Raw genomic sequence first — 17,097 nt, 5'->3', positions numbered from 1 at the left:
CAATTGCAGTTTAAACTGTGCAGAAAAAAATATTAAAAGGCATTGCATCCCTTTGCTTCGATTATAATTTTGGTACCCCAAACTTCGTAAGTAGCGTCAATAGTCCGGCAGATGATATCCAGTTTCTTAAACAGCGGCTCGCTGCCAAGTTCTGCTGTGAGATTGCAATTTGCAATCACCTTTGGATCGTACTCGATGACTACCCCATACGAATCGCCCAGCGTGGTGAACACATCTTCCATAGAAGCTCTTTCAAAATTGAAATCCGGGAATTTAACAGGTGCTTTGAGTACCTCAGGCTTTGCCGCAATACCCTTGGTAAGCAATCTTTTTCCTCCCTCAAAAGTCGCCTGTTCATTTGCACTGAGCATAACAGACTGTGTGCTGCCATCTGATTTCTGGTTTTGATAATCATCAATTGTAAACACTTTTACCTTTCCGGACCTTACTGACACACTGATATCGGAACTTCCAGAGGTGCTGTTAACTGTGAACCTGGTCCCTACTACCTGGGTAACTACATTTCCAGCGAAAACTAAAAATGGCTTTTGTGGATTTTTTTCTACCTCAAAATATCCTTGTCCTGACAAATATACCCTTCGCTGATCCGAAGAAAACCCTTTTTCATAACTCACTTTTGAATCCATGCTGAGCACCACAATACTTCCATCTGGCAAGACGAGGCGTGATGCTGCTTTGGTCTGATTAACATACTCGATCAATTGGTTATCCGTTTGCGCTATTTGTTTTTCATAAGTGCGGGCAATACTGCCAAAATCCTTAATCAAAACAATCCAGCTGATTGCACCACCTAAAACCAGCATAGCTGCGGCGTACGCCCAATAACGGTTAAACTGGCCAAAACCAAGTCTTCGTATTGGTCGTTCTGTTTGAGTTTCTGTTTCTATCCTGTCTAAAATACCTCCCCATATGCGGTCCCCTTGCCCGGCACCAGGATCCTGATCCATTTGATGCATTGCCAAAAGAAGTGCACGAGCGCGGATCACATCCCCTTGTTTTTCCGGATAATCGGACAGGAATTCCTCCCAAAGCAAACTTGTATCCTCAGCTGGCCTTAGAACCCAGCGGCGAAAATATTCGTCCTGTATCAAATCCTCGGTCGTATATTTCTTGTAGTGTATCACGGTACTAATCCCAGAAAAAACGTAATAATTTTTACTATATGTATTAGAGTAAAAAAAACATAAAGTGTCCCCTCCAGATTTCGTATTTTTTTAAAAAATGTTGAAATAATTCCATTTCCTGAAATTGTAGACCACCTTTCAGCAACATAGAAGTTATTATAATTCAACAAAATTCGAAATTTCTCAACATTTAGCAACTTGATTATCAGGCAACAACGAAGATTAACCGAATGAATTTTGTTTTCAGCGGCGAATCAACAGACGGGCCTGGCTACCCCATGCTCCAATAAAAACATCTTCTTTTCCATCGCCATTGATATCCCCTATCGCCATGCCCCAGTGCCGGCCAATCGTTGGCTCAGGAATTACTTTAGGGGTTACGTCCTGGAAGTGACCTTTTCCATCATTCTGCCAGGCCCGGAGTTGCATAGGAACAAAGCCAGGAACCTGAATTGCTCCAACCAGCATGTCAGCATGTCCATCGCTATTAAAATCGGTGATGATGCCACTCCAGCTCGAAAACGTGTTTTTGGGCAGAAGTTCCCGGGTCTGATCTTTAAAGTAGCCCTTGCCATTGTTTATCAGTAAACGGTCCTGAGGATCTTTATCCCAACCTTTGTTATTACTTGTAAGGTTAAAAAAAAGCAGATCCGGCAAATGATCTCCATTCGCATCAAAAATTTGAACCTGCCGGGTTTCCATGGGTACTAATAATTCCAGTCTGTCGGAAGCATCTGAAAAATGTCCTTTGCCGTCATTGCGAAGCAAACGGCTCGGAGGCGTTTCATTGGCAATCACCATGTCCAGGTCTCTGTCACCATCCAGATCAGACAGTTTGATATCCTGAGTATCGTCATTGTCTTTGGGCATATGTGTCGCAGTAACATCCAAAAAATAACCTGGGCGCTTTGCATCATTCAGCCAGAGAAAATCCTGGCCCGATGCCCGTTCTTTATTTTTCCCGCGGTCTTCCGATGAGTTGCCAATGATGATATCTGGCAGTCCATCGGCGTTTACATCAGCAATAGCCAGCGCATTGCCTTCGCTCTGGGCGGGAAGTCTTTCAGTTACTTCCTTAAAGTTACCATCAGGCCCACCCAAAAAGAGCTGATGCACATGATCGTCCTCGGCTACAAATACAAGGTCAGCAAAGCCATCCTTATTAAAATCGGCACTTAAGACATGTTCACTGTCATGACGCACATTTCCGAATGCCCCTTCTTTCCAGGTGAGTTTCCCTTTTCCATCATTCAGGTAAAGGCGGTTAATTCCATATTCCACAGCAAGTACAATATCCAAATCGCCGTCCTTATCGACATCCACAAACGCAGCGTCCAATGCATGTAAATCCGGGGCAATCGGGACAAATTCTGATGTTACATCCATGTAGGTTTCGGTAGTATTCCCGACTTTCTGAGCATGAGAATCCTGCGACTGGCCTCTTACTTTCCCTACAATGGTAAAAAAGACAATAAAGCAAAACAAGATCTGGCTTACAGCTCCGATCTGTCCCGGTATTTGTCTTCTGATAAATGGATTAATAATTTTCATAAATGTATTGATTAGTAAAAGTTAGTTAATTGAATAGCTTACAAAGGCGATTTTACGGCTGTCTGCACTCCATGAAGGAACATTGATGGTTCCCTGGCCTCCAAAAAATACTGGTGTGAGATCCTTTATAACTTTGGTTTGGGTATCCATTAAACGGAGTTTAACATCTTTCCCAAATAAGTGCTGCTGCTTCTGGTCTGATGTGTAAGCGATGTAAACAATCCATTTGTTATCAGGTGAAGGGTGTGCAAACCAGTTGGAGTTTTCGTCTGATGTTAATTGCTCAGGCTGAGATCCGTCAGCCAGCATACGCCAGATCTGCATGCGCCCGCTGCGGTACGAATTGAAATAAATGTACTTTCCATCCGGCGAATAGTCCGGACCATCATCCAAACCATCCGCAGTTGTAAGGCGTTTTTCAATGCCTACTTCAATGTCAATGGTATAAATATCAAAATTGCCACTGCGCTCCGCACAGTATGCCAGCGTCTTTCCATCCGGAGTCCAGCCATGCCAGAAAGATGGCACTTCGGGTGTTACTCTTTTAGGGTCGCCTCCTTTCACTGGCAAAATGTATAATGCAGACTTATAGCGTTTTGTCGAAGGATCTTTTTTGTCGTTGTGACTGACAACCAGCCATTTTTTGTCCGGAGAAATGCCATGGTCATTGTTGCACTGTGTCGCAAAACCGGTATTGAGCTCAGTCAATTTTCGGGATACCAGATCCAGCGTGTGTATTCTTCCTTTGGAATTCAAAACCAGATAATTATCCGGGTGCCAGTTAGGCGCTTCAAAATGTGCTTTAATCATCACGACTGTATCAATTTTGCCACTCAGGATGTCTAGTGTCTGAATGTAGCTTGTTGTGTCTTTTTCGCTTTGCCTAAATGAACAAAGGGAAAAAAACATGAACATAGCGCATAAAACCTGCCTGCTAAAATTGTGCAGGACGATTGCAAACCGAAGAAGTAACTTCATAAATAATCTGTTTTAGAGCGATTTATACCAATAGACGGAGCGAATGTATGGATAATATTTATCTTCTAAAAAAAGAAGATAAATATTATTTTTAATGTTATTAATTTGTTTAATCCTATTATTTAAAAATTCAAATTTGTGAGATTAGCAATATCTTTGCTTTACAAAGCTGGCTTAGGTGAGCTGGTTAATTTTAAAGCAACGCTATGACGGAATCCATTTACGACAATTACATATCAAATCTATCGATTGACTGCGTGGTTTTTGGCTTTGAGAACAAAGAATTGAAAGTCCTGATTGCCAAATTCAAATTCGGCAACGGCAGCTGGACGCTGCCAGGCGGATATATTAATAAAAACGAAAGTACAGATGCAGCAGCTCAACGAATTCTGAAAAACAGGACTAACCTGGAAAATATCTACTTGGAACAATTTAGGGTATTTGGAGATGAAAACCGTATTGCCAAGAGCCGATATAAGGATGTTTTGAAAGAACAGCTAAATAAATTTGATTATCAAAGATTCAATGAAAGGGTATTGGAATGGATGACAAGCCGGTTCGTTTCTATTGGTTACTACGCGCTCGTCGAGATTAATAAAGTTAATCCCATGCCCGGTGAGTTTGATGAATATTTTGAATGGAGAAGCGTTAAAGACATCCCGGAAATGATTCACGACCATGGAGAAATTTTAACATATGCCTTAGATGCGCTGCGCCAGGATCTTGACAAAAAACTGATCGGGTTTAATCTTTTACCTGAAACATTCACAATACGGGAAGTGCAGCATCTCTATGAAGCGGTTTATGATAAACCATTTGCAATTAACAATTTTCAGAAAAAGATCATGGACCTGAATGTTCTGGAAAGGCTTCACAAGAAGTTTACTGGTGCTGCAAATACAGCACCCTATCTGTATCGATTTAAAAAGACAGGATAAAAATTTGGAGCAAGAGTACAGAGATAAATTTAAACCTATTGGCCAAGGAGTTTAATGAACTAAAAATATTATCTAATTTATTTAAGAATTAAAAGAGCAGAAAAGATGAAAATACAAAGATTACAGAAATACTACCAAATCATCCAGCACTGATTTCTTATAGATTCCTTCTATTTATAGAAATTTGAAAATCCAGTGTATTATTTCTTACAATCAGCCTAACATGCTTGATATCACATTAGCGCCTGCGGTATTATCCGCTTGTTCTTCAAACTGGGAATAGCCGCTTATATCCACAATCAGGGTAGTGCCTTTTTTCCGGTGATAGGCTGTTTTATTAGGTCATGACTTACTGGATTTCAAAAAAACTATCCGATTTCCTGGCTGTCGTGCCTGCCCGAAAGCTTGGCCGATGAGATTTGCTGTCGTGATCATTCTTGTGCAAAGCGTTTTTTTGTTCAGTTGCATATTTTCTATGGCTATACAATTAGTCATTCTTTATCTACTTCTCTTCTTGTTAGGAGCTAAAAAAGAAATGGCCAAAATTAGCCATTTCCAATTATCCGGTAATATTCAATGACTGTATCAATCCATCTGCTATTTGAAGATGATAACTCAATACAATTGGGCTTCCGGGAAAATTTCCTGAGGTTTCTGCTTTTAGAATGCTTTCCGCATCAAAGCTGACGGGCTTCATCGTAGCCTCATACCGCTCGTTGGCATTTGCAATCCAATGTGCTATTTCTTTTCTTCCATGGTGCGTTTTACCCTCATCAAAGACTACCGCTGTTTCGGAAAAACAATTTGCATAGGCAACGCTATCAAAGTTGTTTTGTGCTGTTACCAGATCTGCTACTATTTTGGGTAATTTCATTTCTCTACTTTTTTAATGTGATTAAACTGTCGGTACGGTACCGCCATCAATTACAAATTCAGTCCCCGTCAAATATTTGGCTCTCGGTGAAACAAGAAAACCAACTAACTCGGCTACTTCTTCTGGTTCGGCTGGTCTGCCATAAGGTATTCCACCCAATGCATCCACAACACTTTGTTGAGCCTGCTCAATCGATATATTTGAATTCCTGGCGATCGTGTCCAAAAATTGTTTGACATTTTCTGTCCTGATCCATCCTGGCGAAACAGTTAACACCCGGACACCTTTTGGCGTAACTTCATTGGATAAACTTTTACTGTAATTGATCAATCCGGCTTTTGCAGCTGCATAAGGCAAAGTAGATTCGAATAGGGGAAGCTTGCCCTGAATGGAAGCTATGTGAATAATAACGCCACTTTTTTGCTCGATCATTTGTGGCAAAAATCCTCTGTCCAACCGGACTGGGGCAAGCAAATTAGCTTGTAGGGTAGATTCCCAATCTTCATCGGATAATACTACAAACCCACCAGCGGGTGTTACCGAAGAACCAAAGTTGTTCACCAGGATGTCCAATCTACCATAAGTTGACAGCACTTTGCTGATTAGTTTTTGTGCTTCATCTGCCTTACCTAAATCGGACGGGATGAAATGCAACTTGCTGTTTTCTTTTTCCGGTGCGTTTCTTGCGGTAATAATAACCGTTGCACCTGCTTGCTGAAGCCTTTCTGCAATGGCCCTTCCTGCTCCTTTTGTACCTCCCGTTACCAAGGTAATCTTGCCTGATAACTCATTGTTGAAATTGAACTGTTCCATTCTATTGTCCTAACTTTTAAGAATTATTGATAGGACAAAATTGGTGTGTAAAAGAAGTTTAGACAAGTACGGAATTACGATTCATATAGGGAAAAATTTATCCCCTATTGCACCAAATTAGACATACGTTTAATTTTACAATATGTATGAAAGAAAGATAATACCGAATCTCAATTGTGGGCTTGACCTGATAGGTGAAGTGCTTTATGGCAAATGGAAAATCCGCTTGCTGTGGTTTATCCATATCGGTCATCAACGCCCGAGCGAACTGCAGCGCAAGATCCCTGATGCTTCACGCAGGGTTTTGAATATTCAGTTGAAAGAATTGGAGGAACACGAACTGGCCACTAGAAAAATTTATCCCGTTGTGCCGCCAAAAGTAGAATACAGCCTTACCGAATTTGGTAAAACCGTAATCCCCGTGATTGCTGCTTTAAGGCAATGTGGCGATGAACAAGAAGACCCTTTGTTGGATGTGATTTTGAAGCATGTTGTCAGTTCTGAACTAGACATTGTCTAAATAGCTATTCTGTTTAACAAGGATATGGTCCAGTTCTTCACCTATTCTGATGAAATGATGTCGAATATGAAAGCTTTCGCTGGTCCGCCGGAAACGAATGGTAATTAGTTCGCCATTTAGATCAGCAACAGCCGGCCAATACTTAGTTCCGAATGCCAGACTACCTAACTTATCGAGACCTTCGGTTCACATGGTCTAAATAGCATTCACCTGAAATATGTATTCTCCTATTGCAACTAGACTTTGCTATACCAACAAGGTTGACAGTTGATTTGCTGCAATAGAAATATTTACCAGTTATCTTGTAATCCATGTGTTCTTACTTTTTTATTGACATTTAACGAAGCTATTCACATTGGCAACAGAAACTTCCAATAATGATGTGCTACCTATAGCTACACCGCCACCGATCTCAACCATCAGAACGGGCCGAGAACGGTATCGGCGGCCACAGCGCATATGGTACAAGCTGCGATTATAATTGCGGATGGTTCTTCGGGCAGTTTTTCAGTGACGACGTTTAAAGGCCCTATTTTTTTGAAGAAAATAATTTATCAACATGGAATGCAGTTCAAAGTCCTGATTCCCGATTACTATCCTTTAGATATGGATTGCTTCCTTTTAAATATGGTTTCGGCTCTAAATGACTTCTAATTTTATATCACTGAAACGCAGTTACCTATACTTAGGAAATGATGCAATTCAAAAGTGATCCTTTAAAAATTTAATTAAAAATTTGAATACCGTAACACAGGAAATCGAGTTTGACCAGCAGACCGGCAACATCTTTCATGTGCAAATTTAATGTACTGAAAACATCATTTAATTATTCTTAACAGACATAAGTTCAGAATAATTGAGAGTACTGAAAGCATATCCTACCTTTTTTTACCAACAAATGCGGCTACAAAATGAGAATGTCTATAAAAACACAAAGCCTTCATGATATTAGACAAGCAATAGTTGTTACAAATAAGGCAAAAAGCACCACCGGATAGATATGGGTGGAGCTATCTTTCGGTTATTTCTTATTCTTGTCCATCTTAGTCGAATTCTCCGGTGGATTGAAATAAAATGTTGGCAAATATTAGCTTAGGCGATATGCTGACTATTTTCCCTGCCAATGATCACAGCATGCTACTTTAAGCTACCAGTGTAATAAATAATGAATTACAGTTAAATAAGCGTATGCCTAATAGCATTGACAAAACTATTTTAACGGAATTGGCGTCCGTGAACGTTTCACGGGCGCTTTTTTCTTACTACGCGCCAACCAGATCATAAAACCTGTTACTGGTAAAGAAGCAGAAATAAGGGCAGCAAAAAAAGCAAGGATCTTGCCTGGAAGGCCTAATACAGCTCCTACATGGATATCGTAATTTATGGCTGAAAGTTTCTGCCCCGGGTTCATTTGATCAAAACCAGTGGATGACAGCAGTTTTCCGGTATATTGGTCAAACTGGTACTCATTTTCGTCGTAACGGGTATCTTTCCCAATCTGCGCAGTTACACTGATAACACCTTTTGCTTTTTCGGGAAGAGTAACTGTAAAAGAATGTGCGGTTGGATTCAGCGCCTGGGCCTGGTAAAGAATGCTGTCCAGCGGCATCAGTACACCTGGCTTTGTTTTTTTGGAGCGTAACTTTTCGGGCTTAGGCGAACTATCACCTCCATTGACCATCCATTCAACGCTTTGCTCAAATTTGGGATAGGAAAAGCTCAGCCCTGTCAACGCAATTGCCAGCAGGATAAACATACTGTAAAAGCCCAGGATGTTGTGCAGGTCATAATTTTTTCGTTTCGGACTGGTACTTTCTTTCCACTTGAACCAGATTCTTTGTTTGGCTGCATTCTTGTTTTTCGGCCACCATAAGACGATTCCGCTCAGGAGCGTGACAACAAATATGATTACCGATATGCCAATGATCATTTTACCCAGACTTCTGTTGATCAGCAAGTTTCTGTGCATTCTGAGAACCACCATAAAAAACTCCGTAGTTGTATTTTCATCTTTTACCACGGCAGCAGTGTACGGATCCAGATAGAATCTGTGATTGTAAACAATTTCCCCGAAATGAGTGAAAGCCGTCGTATCGCGTATTTGCTTTGGCCGGAAAGAATAAGTCTGGTTTGGAATGCTGGAAACGGTAATACTCTGAATTGTGTGGTCTTTACCAGCTGCCTTGTTAGCAACTGACAATAGCTCGTGCAATGGTTTTTTAACAAGGTGAGCAGGTACTTCAACGGTTTCCCGGTCAGCATAAAACCAGGCTTTCAGCTCTTTTTCAAAAACATAAATGGAGCCTGTGACACTGATGATAAACACCACCAGCCCCGACGCCAGCCCGAGCCAGAGGTGTATATTGGCAATTGCTTTTTTCATCCTTAACCTGTTAGAAAATGTAGCCGATGCTAAACAATGAATTACGAGGCGCGCCCGGGTTCACCGTCACGGTAGACCTTCCCCGGCCCAGCCAGTACGTTTTATCCGTCAGGTTATTGACATTCAGTGATAGCTGTATCTTTCTGATCTGATAAAATAAAGCGGCATTGAAAACAGTGTAGGAAGGTAAAGTAATCAAGCCGTACTGCGCCGTTTTTTGAGAAGTGACAAAGTTGGCCCCCAGAGAAACACCAGCACCTTTGAGTGCACCTTTGATCAGATTATATCTGATCCAGCTGCCGCCCATGTGGTGCGGCGCAAATTCCTTCCCTGCACCAACCAGCTCCGGATTGGCACTTTCAGTGATAATGCTTTTATTATATGCATAGTTTGCACTGACAGAAAGATTCGGCAGGATTCTCCCGTTGACATCCAGCTCAATTCCTTTGGATTGCTCCTGGCCTCTTTGCTCAAGAAATTCAGGGTTTACAGCATTATTTGCATTGATCAAAATATTATTTTGTTCGATTCTGTAAACAGAAGCTGAAAGGGTTAATCCTTTGTTAAACCATTCTGTTTTAGAACCGAATTCAATCATATTGCTTGTAAGCGGGTCAAACGGCCCCCCATAAATGGCTGGATCACCAACGATCCCTGCACTTTGCGGCTGAAATCCTTCCACATAAGTACCGTATAAATTAATATTTTTGTTCAGTGCGTAAACCAGACCTGCCCTGGGGATCAAGGCCGTCTGCCTGACTTTCTTTTCCTCTGCTTTTTTATAGTTTTGAAAATCAGTATAAAATTCCTGGCGAAGCCCCAAAAGCAATTGCAGCTTGCCCATTTTGATCTGGTCCTGAATATATACACCATTGGTATAATACATGGTAGTGGCAACCTGGGCTGTTGAAGTAAAATAACTGCTTATATCCTGAGGTGTGTAGTTTGGGTTAGCAAGATCAAAATGCGGCATATTTGGCACAGGGTTACCAGCTTTATCATGAAGATATAACTCCGGTTTTTTGGGGTCATAAGTATTAATTGCTGCTGTGTTTGCTGCATTCCGATAGGCGCCTTTCAAACTGGTCAGCCAGGATCCGGCAGGCGTGCTTTGCTTTGCTATATCATAACCTGCAAGTAAATGATGCTCAACCGGCCCTGTATTCAGATTGAAATTGAGATACGACATCAGATTAAAATTCGTATTTTTTTGCATACCTCTCTGCAAACGCATTTCTACCAGGTTTGAAATTTCCTTGCCGGCAGCATCCGGAGCATATACATTGTTTACACGGTGTTCCAGGTAATCCCGGTCATACGTGTAGGTAATGAACGAGGTATTAAACGTAATATTTTTAGTGAATTTATGGTTGACAGAAGCCAGGAAAGAAAGCCCCTGCTCCTTATTGTAACTATTGGAGTAGGTAGCTATAAGAGATACCGGAGTGGAATGCAGGGGAGAATCCCCGCCATTTCCACCCAGCAATGGCTGTCCCCGGTCCACTCTTGCATTGATGGAACTGTAAATCAGATCAAGGTCTATTCTTGTTTTTTCGTTGGGCACATAAGAGATGGAAGGTGCAAGCAAAAGATCTTTTCCACCCTGTAAATCCCTGAATGAACCTGCACTTTGATAGGCCAGATTGACACGGTAAAGCAATGTTTTATTGTCGTTGACCGGACCGGTAACATCCGCTTCCGCTCTTATTGTATTAAAGCTGCCGGTTGTAAAACTGATTCCCTGGCGAGAAACATCCAAAGGTTTTTTGGTTACGCTGTTTATCGTTCCACCCGGATCGGAATATCCATATAGTGCGGAATTCGCTCCTTTAATGACCTCTACCCGTTCCAAATTACTGATTAAGGCTGGCGTCCAGCCTTTACTGATCCTCAGGCCGTTAATCATTGCATTGTTACCCGTAGCAAATCCTCTGATCATGTAATCACCTGTGATCGACTCCTGGTTCACACCGCTCACATTTTTCACCACGTCCGTAATCCGGAAGGCCTTTTGGTCCTGCATCAATTCCCTGGTAACATAACTTACTGCCTGCGGCACATCTTTTAGCGGGATAGGCGATTTGGAAGCAAGAGTGGAAATTTCGTTGTTATACTTTTGTTCCCTCACACCGGCAATAGTCACTTCAAGCAACTCTTCATTTTTTTCCTTTAATGTAAAATTTTGTGCCGTTACACCTACTATATGGATTTTTTTGTGTGAGCATCAAAACCTATCCCTGATATATCGATGGTATAATGCCCATCAGCAACCCCGCTGATATTGTAAACACCATTTTTATCGGTGAGCGATCCGTAGGGAGTTCCCCTTAGTCCAACATTGATATCGGGCAATGGTGTACCCTGGTGACTTGTTACTTTCCCGGAAATTGATCCGGTTTTATTCTGGGCATAAACCTGGTTGAATAATAGGCTTAAAAGCACTGTTAGGAGTAGTTTTTGCATCATTTTAATTTAGACTATTTATAAATAATCCAAATGTAATTTTTTTTACCTGTATTTACCTCATTTTACCCCCCTCTTTTAACTGGATTTTTTTATAAAACTTAATTTTTGCATAATTCGAATATTAAGCATTGAAAATACACCATAAATGGCTTTGCAGTGCACTTGCATTTTGATTATTTAAGGATAGTACTCACGAAGTCCCTCCTTGTAAGGAAATTAGTACTTGTGTATCAAATACGGATGAACCAGGTATACTGGCAGGTCATCCCTACCCTACTGCCGTCAACTACCGGGAGTAAAACAAGCAAACCATGGCGACACCGGTATATACCTGTCTTGATAACTCCTTCACATTTTTTGTCTGGCCACAGAATCAGGATGCTATATTTGACAGTGGTTTGAAGTGTCAATATCCAGGAAATACGTGAAACAGAACCGTAGACAACATCAAAAGCGATCCACTCACCGCCGATAAAGGCCTGTTGGCATACAGTCAATATATTTCCAAAAATAATCACCAGTATTGCCAACAGACCGCGTTAGATACCATTACTTTTTGAACTTACTATTCCTTGCTGTTCTGTTGCCGTTTAAGACGTTAGTTCTGGCAGGCTGGTAAAGAATGTGACTTATTTAAAACCAATAATTTCAGGGCTTCCGGCCAGTACTTCATTTAATTTAAGCAGATATTGTTTTTTTCCGGAAACCTGCCAGACCACCGTAAGAAGATCTTCGTCCTTACTAAGTTGTATCTGTTCCATCTTCACGTCTATTTCCCCTAACCGGTCCTGAAGCTTCTTGATTTGGTCAAAATCAGGCTTTCTAAAAGTAACACTGATAATTTTCTGCTTTTGTAATTCGCCGATCAGTCTTTCGATCCTGCTTACCATCAGTAGAATGCCCAATGTAATGATCGTAAATACAAAAGCAAGGGCATGGTAGCCTATACCGGTGGTCATACCGATAGCTGCCGAGGTCCATATGACAGCAGCAGTGGTCAGGCCCCAAACCGAAAACCGGTCTTTGAAAATAACGCCGGCACCGATAAATCCTATGCCGGTAATAATATTTGCCGAGATACGGTCATCTGCGCCTGATCCATGCCGGGATACGATGGTAAAGATTGTGGATCCCAGCGTAATGAGAACGATCGTCCTGAACCCGGCTGATTTGTTTTTGTATTCCCTCTCAAAACCAATGATCCCACCACAAAGAATTGACATCAGCATACTGATCAAATCTTCCAGTTCGATTGTAAAATCCATTTTATAATTTGTTTAGCCTTATAATTGGTTAATTCAATTTCAAAGATGACAAATAACATACATAAATTTCATTCATCCGTTGCTGCAGTATGTTGAATTTATGGTTGAAAGGGATATTGGAATACCTGACCAATTGGTCAGGAAAACAACTCGAATTTATTTATGTGGAGCAGTTTGGCCGCAAATCATGAAAACAGTATCAGATGGCAACATGGTCAGACATGAATACTGTGGCTGTCCCACGTTGTGATAACCGGAAGTTTACTAGATTTGTATGCCTTTCCAGCCGGCAAATTTAATAGCAGCATGTTTCCGATTGCATTCCACCCCATATACAAATATCCCGTGCCGGAAGGGCACCGTTTCCCGATGGATAAATACGAGCTGCTGCCATTGCAGCTGCTGCGGGAAGGCCTGGCTGAACCGTCCGACTTTTTCAGTCCGTGCCCCGTGGACCTGCAGGCCGTATATGCCGTGCATGACGCTGCCTATGCAGACCGGTTCATGCAGGGAAAGTTAAGCCCGAAGGAAATGCGCCGGATTGGTTTTGAGCAGACTCCGCTTCTGGCCGGGCGGGAGCTGAGGATCACAAACGGGACCCTACAGGGGGCACTCAAAGCCCTTCAAACCGGTATCGCCTTCAATATAGCCGGTGGCACGCACCATGCCGGCCCTGGTTACGGCGAGGGGTTTTGTATGATCAACGACCAGGCAGTGGCGGCGCAGTATCTGATCAACCATAAAAAAGCAAAGCAGGTCCTGATCGTTGACCTGGATGTCCATCAGGGCAACGGGACAGCAGCTATCTTTGCCAATGAGCCGCACGTATTTACCTTTTCGATGCATGGCAGCAATAATTTCCCTTTCAGAAAAGAAAAAAGTGACCTGGATATCCCGTTTGAAGACCGGACAGCCGACCAGGCTTACCTGCGGATACTGGCAGAGATACTGCCCAAACTCGTTGACCGGGTAAGACCGGATTTTATCTTCTACCAGGCCGGTGTGGATATCCTGCATTCTGACCGGATAGGGCGCTTGGCCTGTACTCAGCAAGGCTGCAGGCAAAGGGACGAAATGGTACTGCATACGGCGCAGAAGGATGGTATACCCCTGCAGTGCAGCATGGGTGGCGGTTACTCCCCTCAGCTCAGGACCATTCTTGAAGCGCACACCAATACCTTTCGGGCCGCCTCCCAGGTCTTTTAAATGGCATAAGGTTCAGAATATCAGAAAAAAAGCCGCTTAGGAATGGCTTTAACGATGAATTTACAAATTTAAGCCAGTGAGAATTGATTGTGAACTTCAAAAAAAATTTCTTGAAGTTCACAATATAAACGAAAGAGGATGCCTCATTTTGGTTTTGAGGTATCCTCTTGCCGCCTTCTTCATTTCTCCTTCCTTGAAAACATTTCCGATAGGAAGACTGATATTTTACTTCGTATGTTCAAACAGATACGCCAGTTGGTACTGACAAAGCCAAACCGCCTCTTCCTCAAGCACTACCTCGATCTGAGTTTGTCCATCACTGCTGCGGTATATTTCAATTTGATTTTGCATGAACAATTTTTCAGTTCAAACCACCAAAGCCTGCTTCACCAAACTCATAATATATTCAAGGTTCCTGGTATCACTTACCCTGATCTCATAATCACCACTGCCCCAATGTCCTACGTTGGAAACATCCCTGGTTAATAATTTCGGATCGTCAAGATTTCCGGTTTTCAGATTAATCCAAAACTTTAATTCAGATTTTAAAACCAGTACATCTGCAAATACTTTCCCTTTGCAAGTAAAACCAATTACCATTTTTTGCGGTTTTACATCGATGTCGGAGCCCAGATTAAGAATGGCATTTTTGTAGGTTTCGTAAAGCTCAACAGTGGCATCACTCTTTCCCTGCAAATGGTCTTCTTCTGAATAAGCTTTGATTTCTTTGGCCAGCTTACTAATTTCTGAACTATCGCCCTTCTGCATCTGTCCGATACTTGGTGCCGACTTTGACTTTTTGATCTGATTAATAGTGATTATATCATTCTCAAACTGCTTGATTTCCCACAACTCAATCCCAAAGTCTTTAAAGTTAGTCGACTGCTTTTGAAAATCGGTAAAAGACGGAGAAACGAAAATAATTCGGCTTTGCGACCAGTCTACATCGTTTCGTTTAAGACTTTCACCATGCACTTCATTGTATTCAATAATAAAATCGGCCCTGTAATCCAGCATCAGATTCAGATAGGAAACTCCCTGATCTACAACACTGTAATTCTGACTACGCTTGTATTCAATAATCACAAAAGCCTGGCTTTCTGTATCAAAAGCCAGTGTATCAATCCTATTACTCTTTATCGTAAACTCAGACTTGACAAGCTTCAAACTGCTAAGCAATTCAATATTTTGCTCGAAGAGGGTTTGAATTTCTTTTTCAAGTTTGAAAGGGAGTTCGCGAAGGGTGGAGAGGCTTTGTTTGTTATTTTGGAAGATTTGCATTGAATATTAGTAATTATAAAATTAAGACCCATTTATTTAAAAGAAATCGCTAGACTACTACAAGCTTACGATTTCAATCACCAATTTTTCAAATAGGCGCCAACCCCAATTCTTTCAAAAATTCATTGTGCTTATTTGTACTTGTCTCAATAGCCTCATTTATTGCTTTCAATCTTGCATTTACATCTTCCAAAGAAATCTGTATCTCATCATCAGATGTACTCACATATCTTGAAATGTTCAGATTATAGCCGTTCCTTTCAATTTCCTCAATGGAAACCCTGCGAGCATATCTTTCAATATGATCCGGGCGGTATTGATAGGTCTGCACAATTTTTTCAATGTCATTAGGTTCTCCGTCTTCTCCTTCCCTCAGTACGTTCTGGCGTTTGCCTTTTTCAAAATGGGTACTGGCATTGATGAAAAGTACGTCATCCTGTTTTTTACATTTTTTCAAAACCAGAATACAAACCGGGATTCCGGTTGAATAGAACAGATTGGAAGGCAGACCAATAACCGTGTCGATGTGATTATCTTTCAAAAGTTTGGTACGGATTCTTTCTTCTGCGCCGCCACGGAACAATACGCCGTGTGGCAAGATAATGGCCATAGTACCTTCTTTTCCCAGGAAGTGAAACCCGTGTAACAAAAAGGCAAAGTCCGCTGCTGATTTTGGCGCCAGACCATAACTTTTGAAACGGAAATCGTCTCCTAAAAGTATCATTCGGTTCCCAGCGTAAACTGAATGGTGGATTAGCGACTATGGCATCAAACTCGATCTTTTTAGATGGATTCATCTCATTTAATAAATCCCATTGATTGAGCAACGTATCTCCGTGAAAAATCTCAAATTCGGTATCCTTCATTCCATGCAGTAGCATGTTCATCCGGGCAAGGTTGTAGGTGGTAATATTCTTTTCCTGCCCGTATATTTTGCCAATACTTCCTCCATTGTCTTTAATTCTCTTTCTTACATTTAGCAGCAAAGAACCCGAACCGCAAGCAAAATCGAGAACTTTATCCAGCTTAATTTTCTTGCCAGATCTCGGATCCTGGCTGTCAAGGGTTACAATTTCAGACAGGATGGTTGAGATTTGTTGTGGCGTGTAAAACTCCCCTGCCTTTTTCCCCGAACCTGCGGCGAATTGCCCGATCAAATATTCATAAGCATCGCCAAGCGTATCGGAATCTGTCGAAAAATCGGCAATACCTTCGGCAATTTTTTGAATAATGGTGCAGAGCTTTTTGTTCCTTTCCGTTTCCGTTCTGCCTAGTTTTTCAGAATTAAGATTGATTTCCGAAAACAGCCCCTGGAAAGCGCTGTCAAAAGATTCGTCCTGAATATATTTAAATCCCTTACCTAAGGTTTTTAACAATTCATCACCCTGCGTCCGCGCCAGTTCTCCGATGTTGCTCCAAAGGTATTCCGGCAAAATTACATAATGCACCTTTCTGCGCATTTGCTTTTCAAACTCTGCTACGTCATCTTCGTTGGCTGCATACCAAACCGATAAAGGTGTCCGATTATCATCTTTTTCCAATATAGGATAATCTGCTCCAAGTTCTTTTTTAGCAGATTCTTCATAATTGGAAGACAAATACCTAAGAAAAAGAAATGAAAGCATATAATCCCGGAAATCATCCGCGTTCATCGCTCCACGTAATTGGTCTGCTATA

The 17,097-nt window shown here is 41.6% G+C and carries 14 protein-coding genes and 1 pseudogene; 3 read left to right on the top strand and 12 right to left on the bottom strand.

Going from position 1 to position 17,097, the window contains the following annotated elements:
• Positions 1 to 32 precede the first annotated feature (32 nt).
• The 3 genes from KZC02_RS26270 to KZC02_RS26260 all read right to left on the bottom strand — a co-directional run bounded on the left by KZC02_RS26270 (position 33) and on the right by KZC02_RS26260 (position 3,674).
• The gene (locus tag KZC02_RS26270) at positions 33 to 1,145 is read right to left on the bottom strand and encodes a FecR family protein (protein ID WP_221391374.1); all 1,113 of its coding nucleotides are present in this window, start codon (positions 1,143 to 1,145) and stop codon (positions 33 to 35) included.
• Positions 1,146 to 1,388: 243 nt separating this feature from the next.
• Entirely contained in the window at positions 1,389 to 2,696 is a 1,308-nt protein-coding gene (locus tag KZC02_RS26265; protein ID WP_221391373.1) for a VCBS repeat-containing protein, read from the bottom strand.
• A gap of 21 nt (positions 2,697 to 2,717) precedes the next feature.
• The gene (locus tag KZC02_RS26260; RefSeq protein ID WP_221391372.1) at positions 2,718 to 3,674 is read right to left on the bottom strand and encodes a transporter; all 957 of its coding nucleotides are present in this window, start codon (positions 3,672 to 3,674) and stop codon (positions 2,718 to 2,720) included.
• 206 nt (positions 3,675 to 3,880) lie between these two features.
• On the opposite strand from KZC02_RS26260, the gene KZC02_RS26255 reads away from it, so the two are divergent.
• Positions 3,881 to 4,612 (top strand): NrtR DNA-binding winged helix domain-containing protein, encoded by a 732-nt coding sequence (locus KZC02_RS26255; protein ID WP_221391371.1) that lies wholly within the window; start codon positions 3,881 to 3,883, stop codon positions 4,610 to 4,612.
• Positions 4,613 to 5,171: 559 nt separating this feature from the next.
• Here the strand turns inward: KZC02_RS26255 and KZC02_RS26250 are convergent.
• Both KZC02_RS26250 and KZC02_RS26245 read right to left on the bottom strand, forming a co-directional pair.
• Positions 5,172 to 5,486: a nuclear transport factor 2 family protein gene (locus KZC02_RS26250; protein ID WP_221391370.1), complete on the bottom strand. Its 315-nt coding sequence runs from the start codon at positions 5,484 to 5,486 to the stop codon at positions 5,172 to 5,174.
• A gap of 21 nt (positions 5,487 to 5,507) precedes the next feature.
• Positions 5,508 to 6,299 (bottom strand): SDR family oxidoreductase, encoded by a 792-nt coding sequence (locus KZC02_RS26245; protein WP_221391369.1) that lies wholly within the window; start codon positions 6,297 to 6,299, stop codon positions 5,508 to 5,510.
• A 142-nt stretch (positions 6,300 to 6,441) separates the two neighbouring features.
• Here KZC02_RS26245 and KZC02_RS26240 point away from each other — a divergent pair, with 142 nt between their 5' ends.
• Positions 6,442 to 6,819, top strand: coding sequence for a helix-turn-helix domain-containing protein (locus tag KZC02_RS26240; RefSeq protein WP_221391368.1), 378 nt, complete (start codon positions 6,442 to 6,444; stop codon positions 6,817 to 6,819).
• A 1,210-nt stretch (positions 6,820 to 8,029) separates the two neighbouring features.
• Here KZC02_RS26240 and KZC02_RS26235 read toward each other — a convergent pair.
• The 4 genes from KZC02_RS26235 to KZC02_RS26220 all read right to left on the bottom strand — a co-directional run bounded on the left by KZC02_RS26235 (position 8,030) and on the right by KZC02_RS26220 (position 12,933).
• Positions 8,030 to 9,202: a PepSY domain-containing protein gene (locus KZC02_RS26235; RefSeq protein ID WP_221391367.1), complete on the bottom strand. Its 1,173-nt coding sequence runs from the start codon at positions 9,200 to 9,202 to the stop codon at positions 8,030 to 8,032.
• Between the two features lie 10 nt (positions 9,203 to 9,212).
• The gene (locus KZC02_RS26230) at positions 9,213 to 11,345 is read right to left on the bottom strand and encodes a TonB-dependent siderophore receptor (RefSeq protein WP_229254417.1); all 2,133 of its coding nucleotides are present in this window, start codon (positions 11,343 to 11,345) and stop codon (positions 9,213 to 9,215) included.
• 56 nt (positions 11,346 to 11,401) lie between these two features.
• Positions 11,402 to 11,668, bottom strand: a complete 267-nt coding sequence (locus KZC02_RS26225) for a carboxypeptidase-like regulatory domain-containing protein (RefSeq protein ID WP_221391365.1) — start codon at positions 11,666 to 11,668, stop codon at positions 11,402 to 11,404.
• 629 nt (positions 11,669 to 12,297) lie between these two features.
• Positions 12,298 to 12,933 (bottom strand): MgtC/SapB family protein, encoded by a 636-nt coding sequence (locus KZC02_RS26220; protein ID WP_221391364.1) that lies wholly within the window; start codon positions 12,931 to 12,933, stop codon positions 12,298 to 12,300.
• Positions 12,934 to 13,239: 306 nt separating this feature from the next.
• Between KZC02_RS26220 and KZC02_RS26215 the strand changes: the two genes are divergently transcribed.
• Positions 13,240 to 14,139, top strand: coding sequence for a histone deacetylase (locus tag KZC02_RS26215; RefSeq protein ID WP_221391363.1), 900 nt, complete (start codon positions 13,240 to 13,242; stop codon positions 14,137 to 14,139).
• Between the two features lie 366 nt (positions 14,140 to 14,505).
• On the opposite strand, the gene KZC02_RS26210 is transcribed toward KZC02_RS26215, so the two are convergent.
• From KZC02_RS26210 to KZC02_RS32645, 3 genes and pseudogenes are all read right to left on the bottom strand, one after another.
• The gene (locus KZC02_RS26210) at positions 14,506 to 15,420 is read right to left on the bottom strand and encodes a DUF5655 domain-containing protein (protein WP_221391362.1); all 915 of its coding nucleotides are present in this window, start codon (positions 15,418 to 15,420) and stop codon (positions 14,506 to 14,508) included.
• An 88-nt stretch (positions 15,421 to 15,508) separates the two neighbouring features.
• The gene (locus KZC02_RS32650) at positions 15,509 to 16,144 is read right to left on the bottom strand and encodes an N-6 DNA methylase (RefSeq protein WP_255637047.1); all 636 of its coding nucleotides are present in this window, start codon (positions 16,142 to 16,144) and stop codon (positions 15,509 to 15,511) included.
• A gap of 49 nt (positions 16,145 to 16,193) precedes the next feature.
• A pseudogene (locus KZC02_RS32645) lies at positions 16,194 to 17,072 on the bottom strand (N-6 DNA methylase); the annotation flags it as partial.
• Positions 17,073 to 17,097 lie beyond the last annotated feature (25 nt).

The sequence above is a fragment of the Dyadobacter sp. NIV53 genome, assembly GCF_019711195.1.
In the GTDB taxonomy this organism is placed as follows: domain Bacteria; phylum Bacteroidota; class Bacteroidia; order Cytophagales; family Spirosomataceae; genus Dyadobacter.
Note: the sequence above shows the minus strand (reverse complement) of the source record. Positions and strands in the feature narration are given on the sequence as shown.

Coding starts and splice junctions, on each gene's coding strand:
- KZC02_RS26265 (WP_221391373.1), bottom strand. CDS start 2,696: ATGAAAATTATTAATCCATTTATCAGAAGACAAATACCGGGACAGATC.
- KZC02_RS26260 (WP_221391372.1), bottom strand. CDS start 3,674: ATGAAGTTACTTCTTCGGTTTGCAATCGTCCTGCACAATTTTAGCAGG.
- KZC02_RS26255 (WP_221391371.1), top strand. CDS start 3,881: ATGACGGAATCCATTTACGACAATTACATATCAAATCTATCGATTGAC.
- KZC02_RS26250 (WP_221391370.1), bottom strand. CDS start 5,486: ATGAAATTACCCAAAATAGTAGCAGATCTGGTAACAGCACAAAACAAC.
- KZC02_RS26245 (WP_221391369.1), bottom strand. CDS start 6,299: ATGGAACAGTTCAATTTCAACAATGAGTTATCAGGCAAGATTACCTTG.
- KZC02_RS26240 (WP_221391368.1), top strand. CDS start 6,442: ATGTATGAAAGAAAGATAATACCGAATCTCAATTGTGGGCTTGACCTG.
- KZC02_RS26235 (WP_221391367.1), bottom strand. CDS start 9,202: ATGAAAAAAGCAATTGCCAATATACACCTCTGGCTCGGGCTGGCGTCG.
- KZC02_RS26225 (WP_221391365.1), bottom strand. CDS start 11,668: ATGATGCAAAAACTACTCCTAACAGTGCTTTTAAGCCTATTATTCAAC.
- KZC02_RS26220 (WP_221391364.1), bottom strand. CDS start 12,933: ATGGATTTTACAATCGAACTGGAAGATTTGATCAGTATGCTGATGTCA.
- KZC02_RS26215 (WP_221391363.1), top strand. CDS start 13,240: ATGTTTCCGATTGCATTCCACCCCATATACAAATATCCCGTGCCGGAA.
- KZC02_RS26210 (WP_221391362.1), bottom strand. CDS start 15,420: ATGCAAATCTTCCAAAATAACAAACAAAGCCTCTCCACCCTTCGCGAA.
- KZC02_RS32650 (WP_255637047.1), bottom strand. CDS start 16,144: ATGATACTTTTAGGAGACGATTTCCGTTTCAAAAGTTATGGTCTGGCG.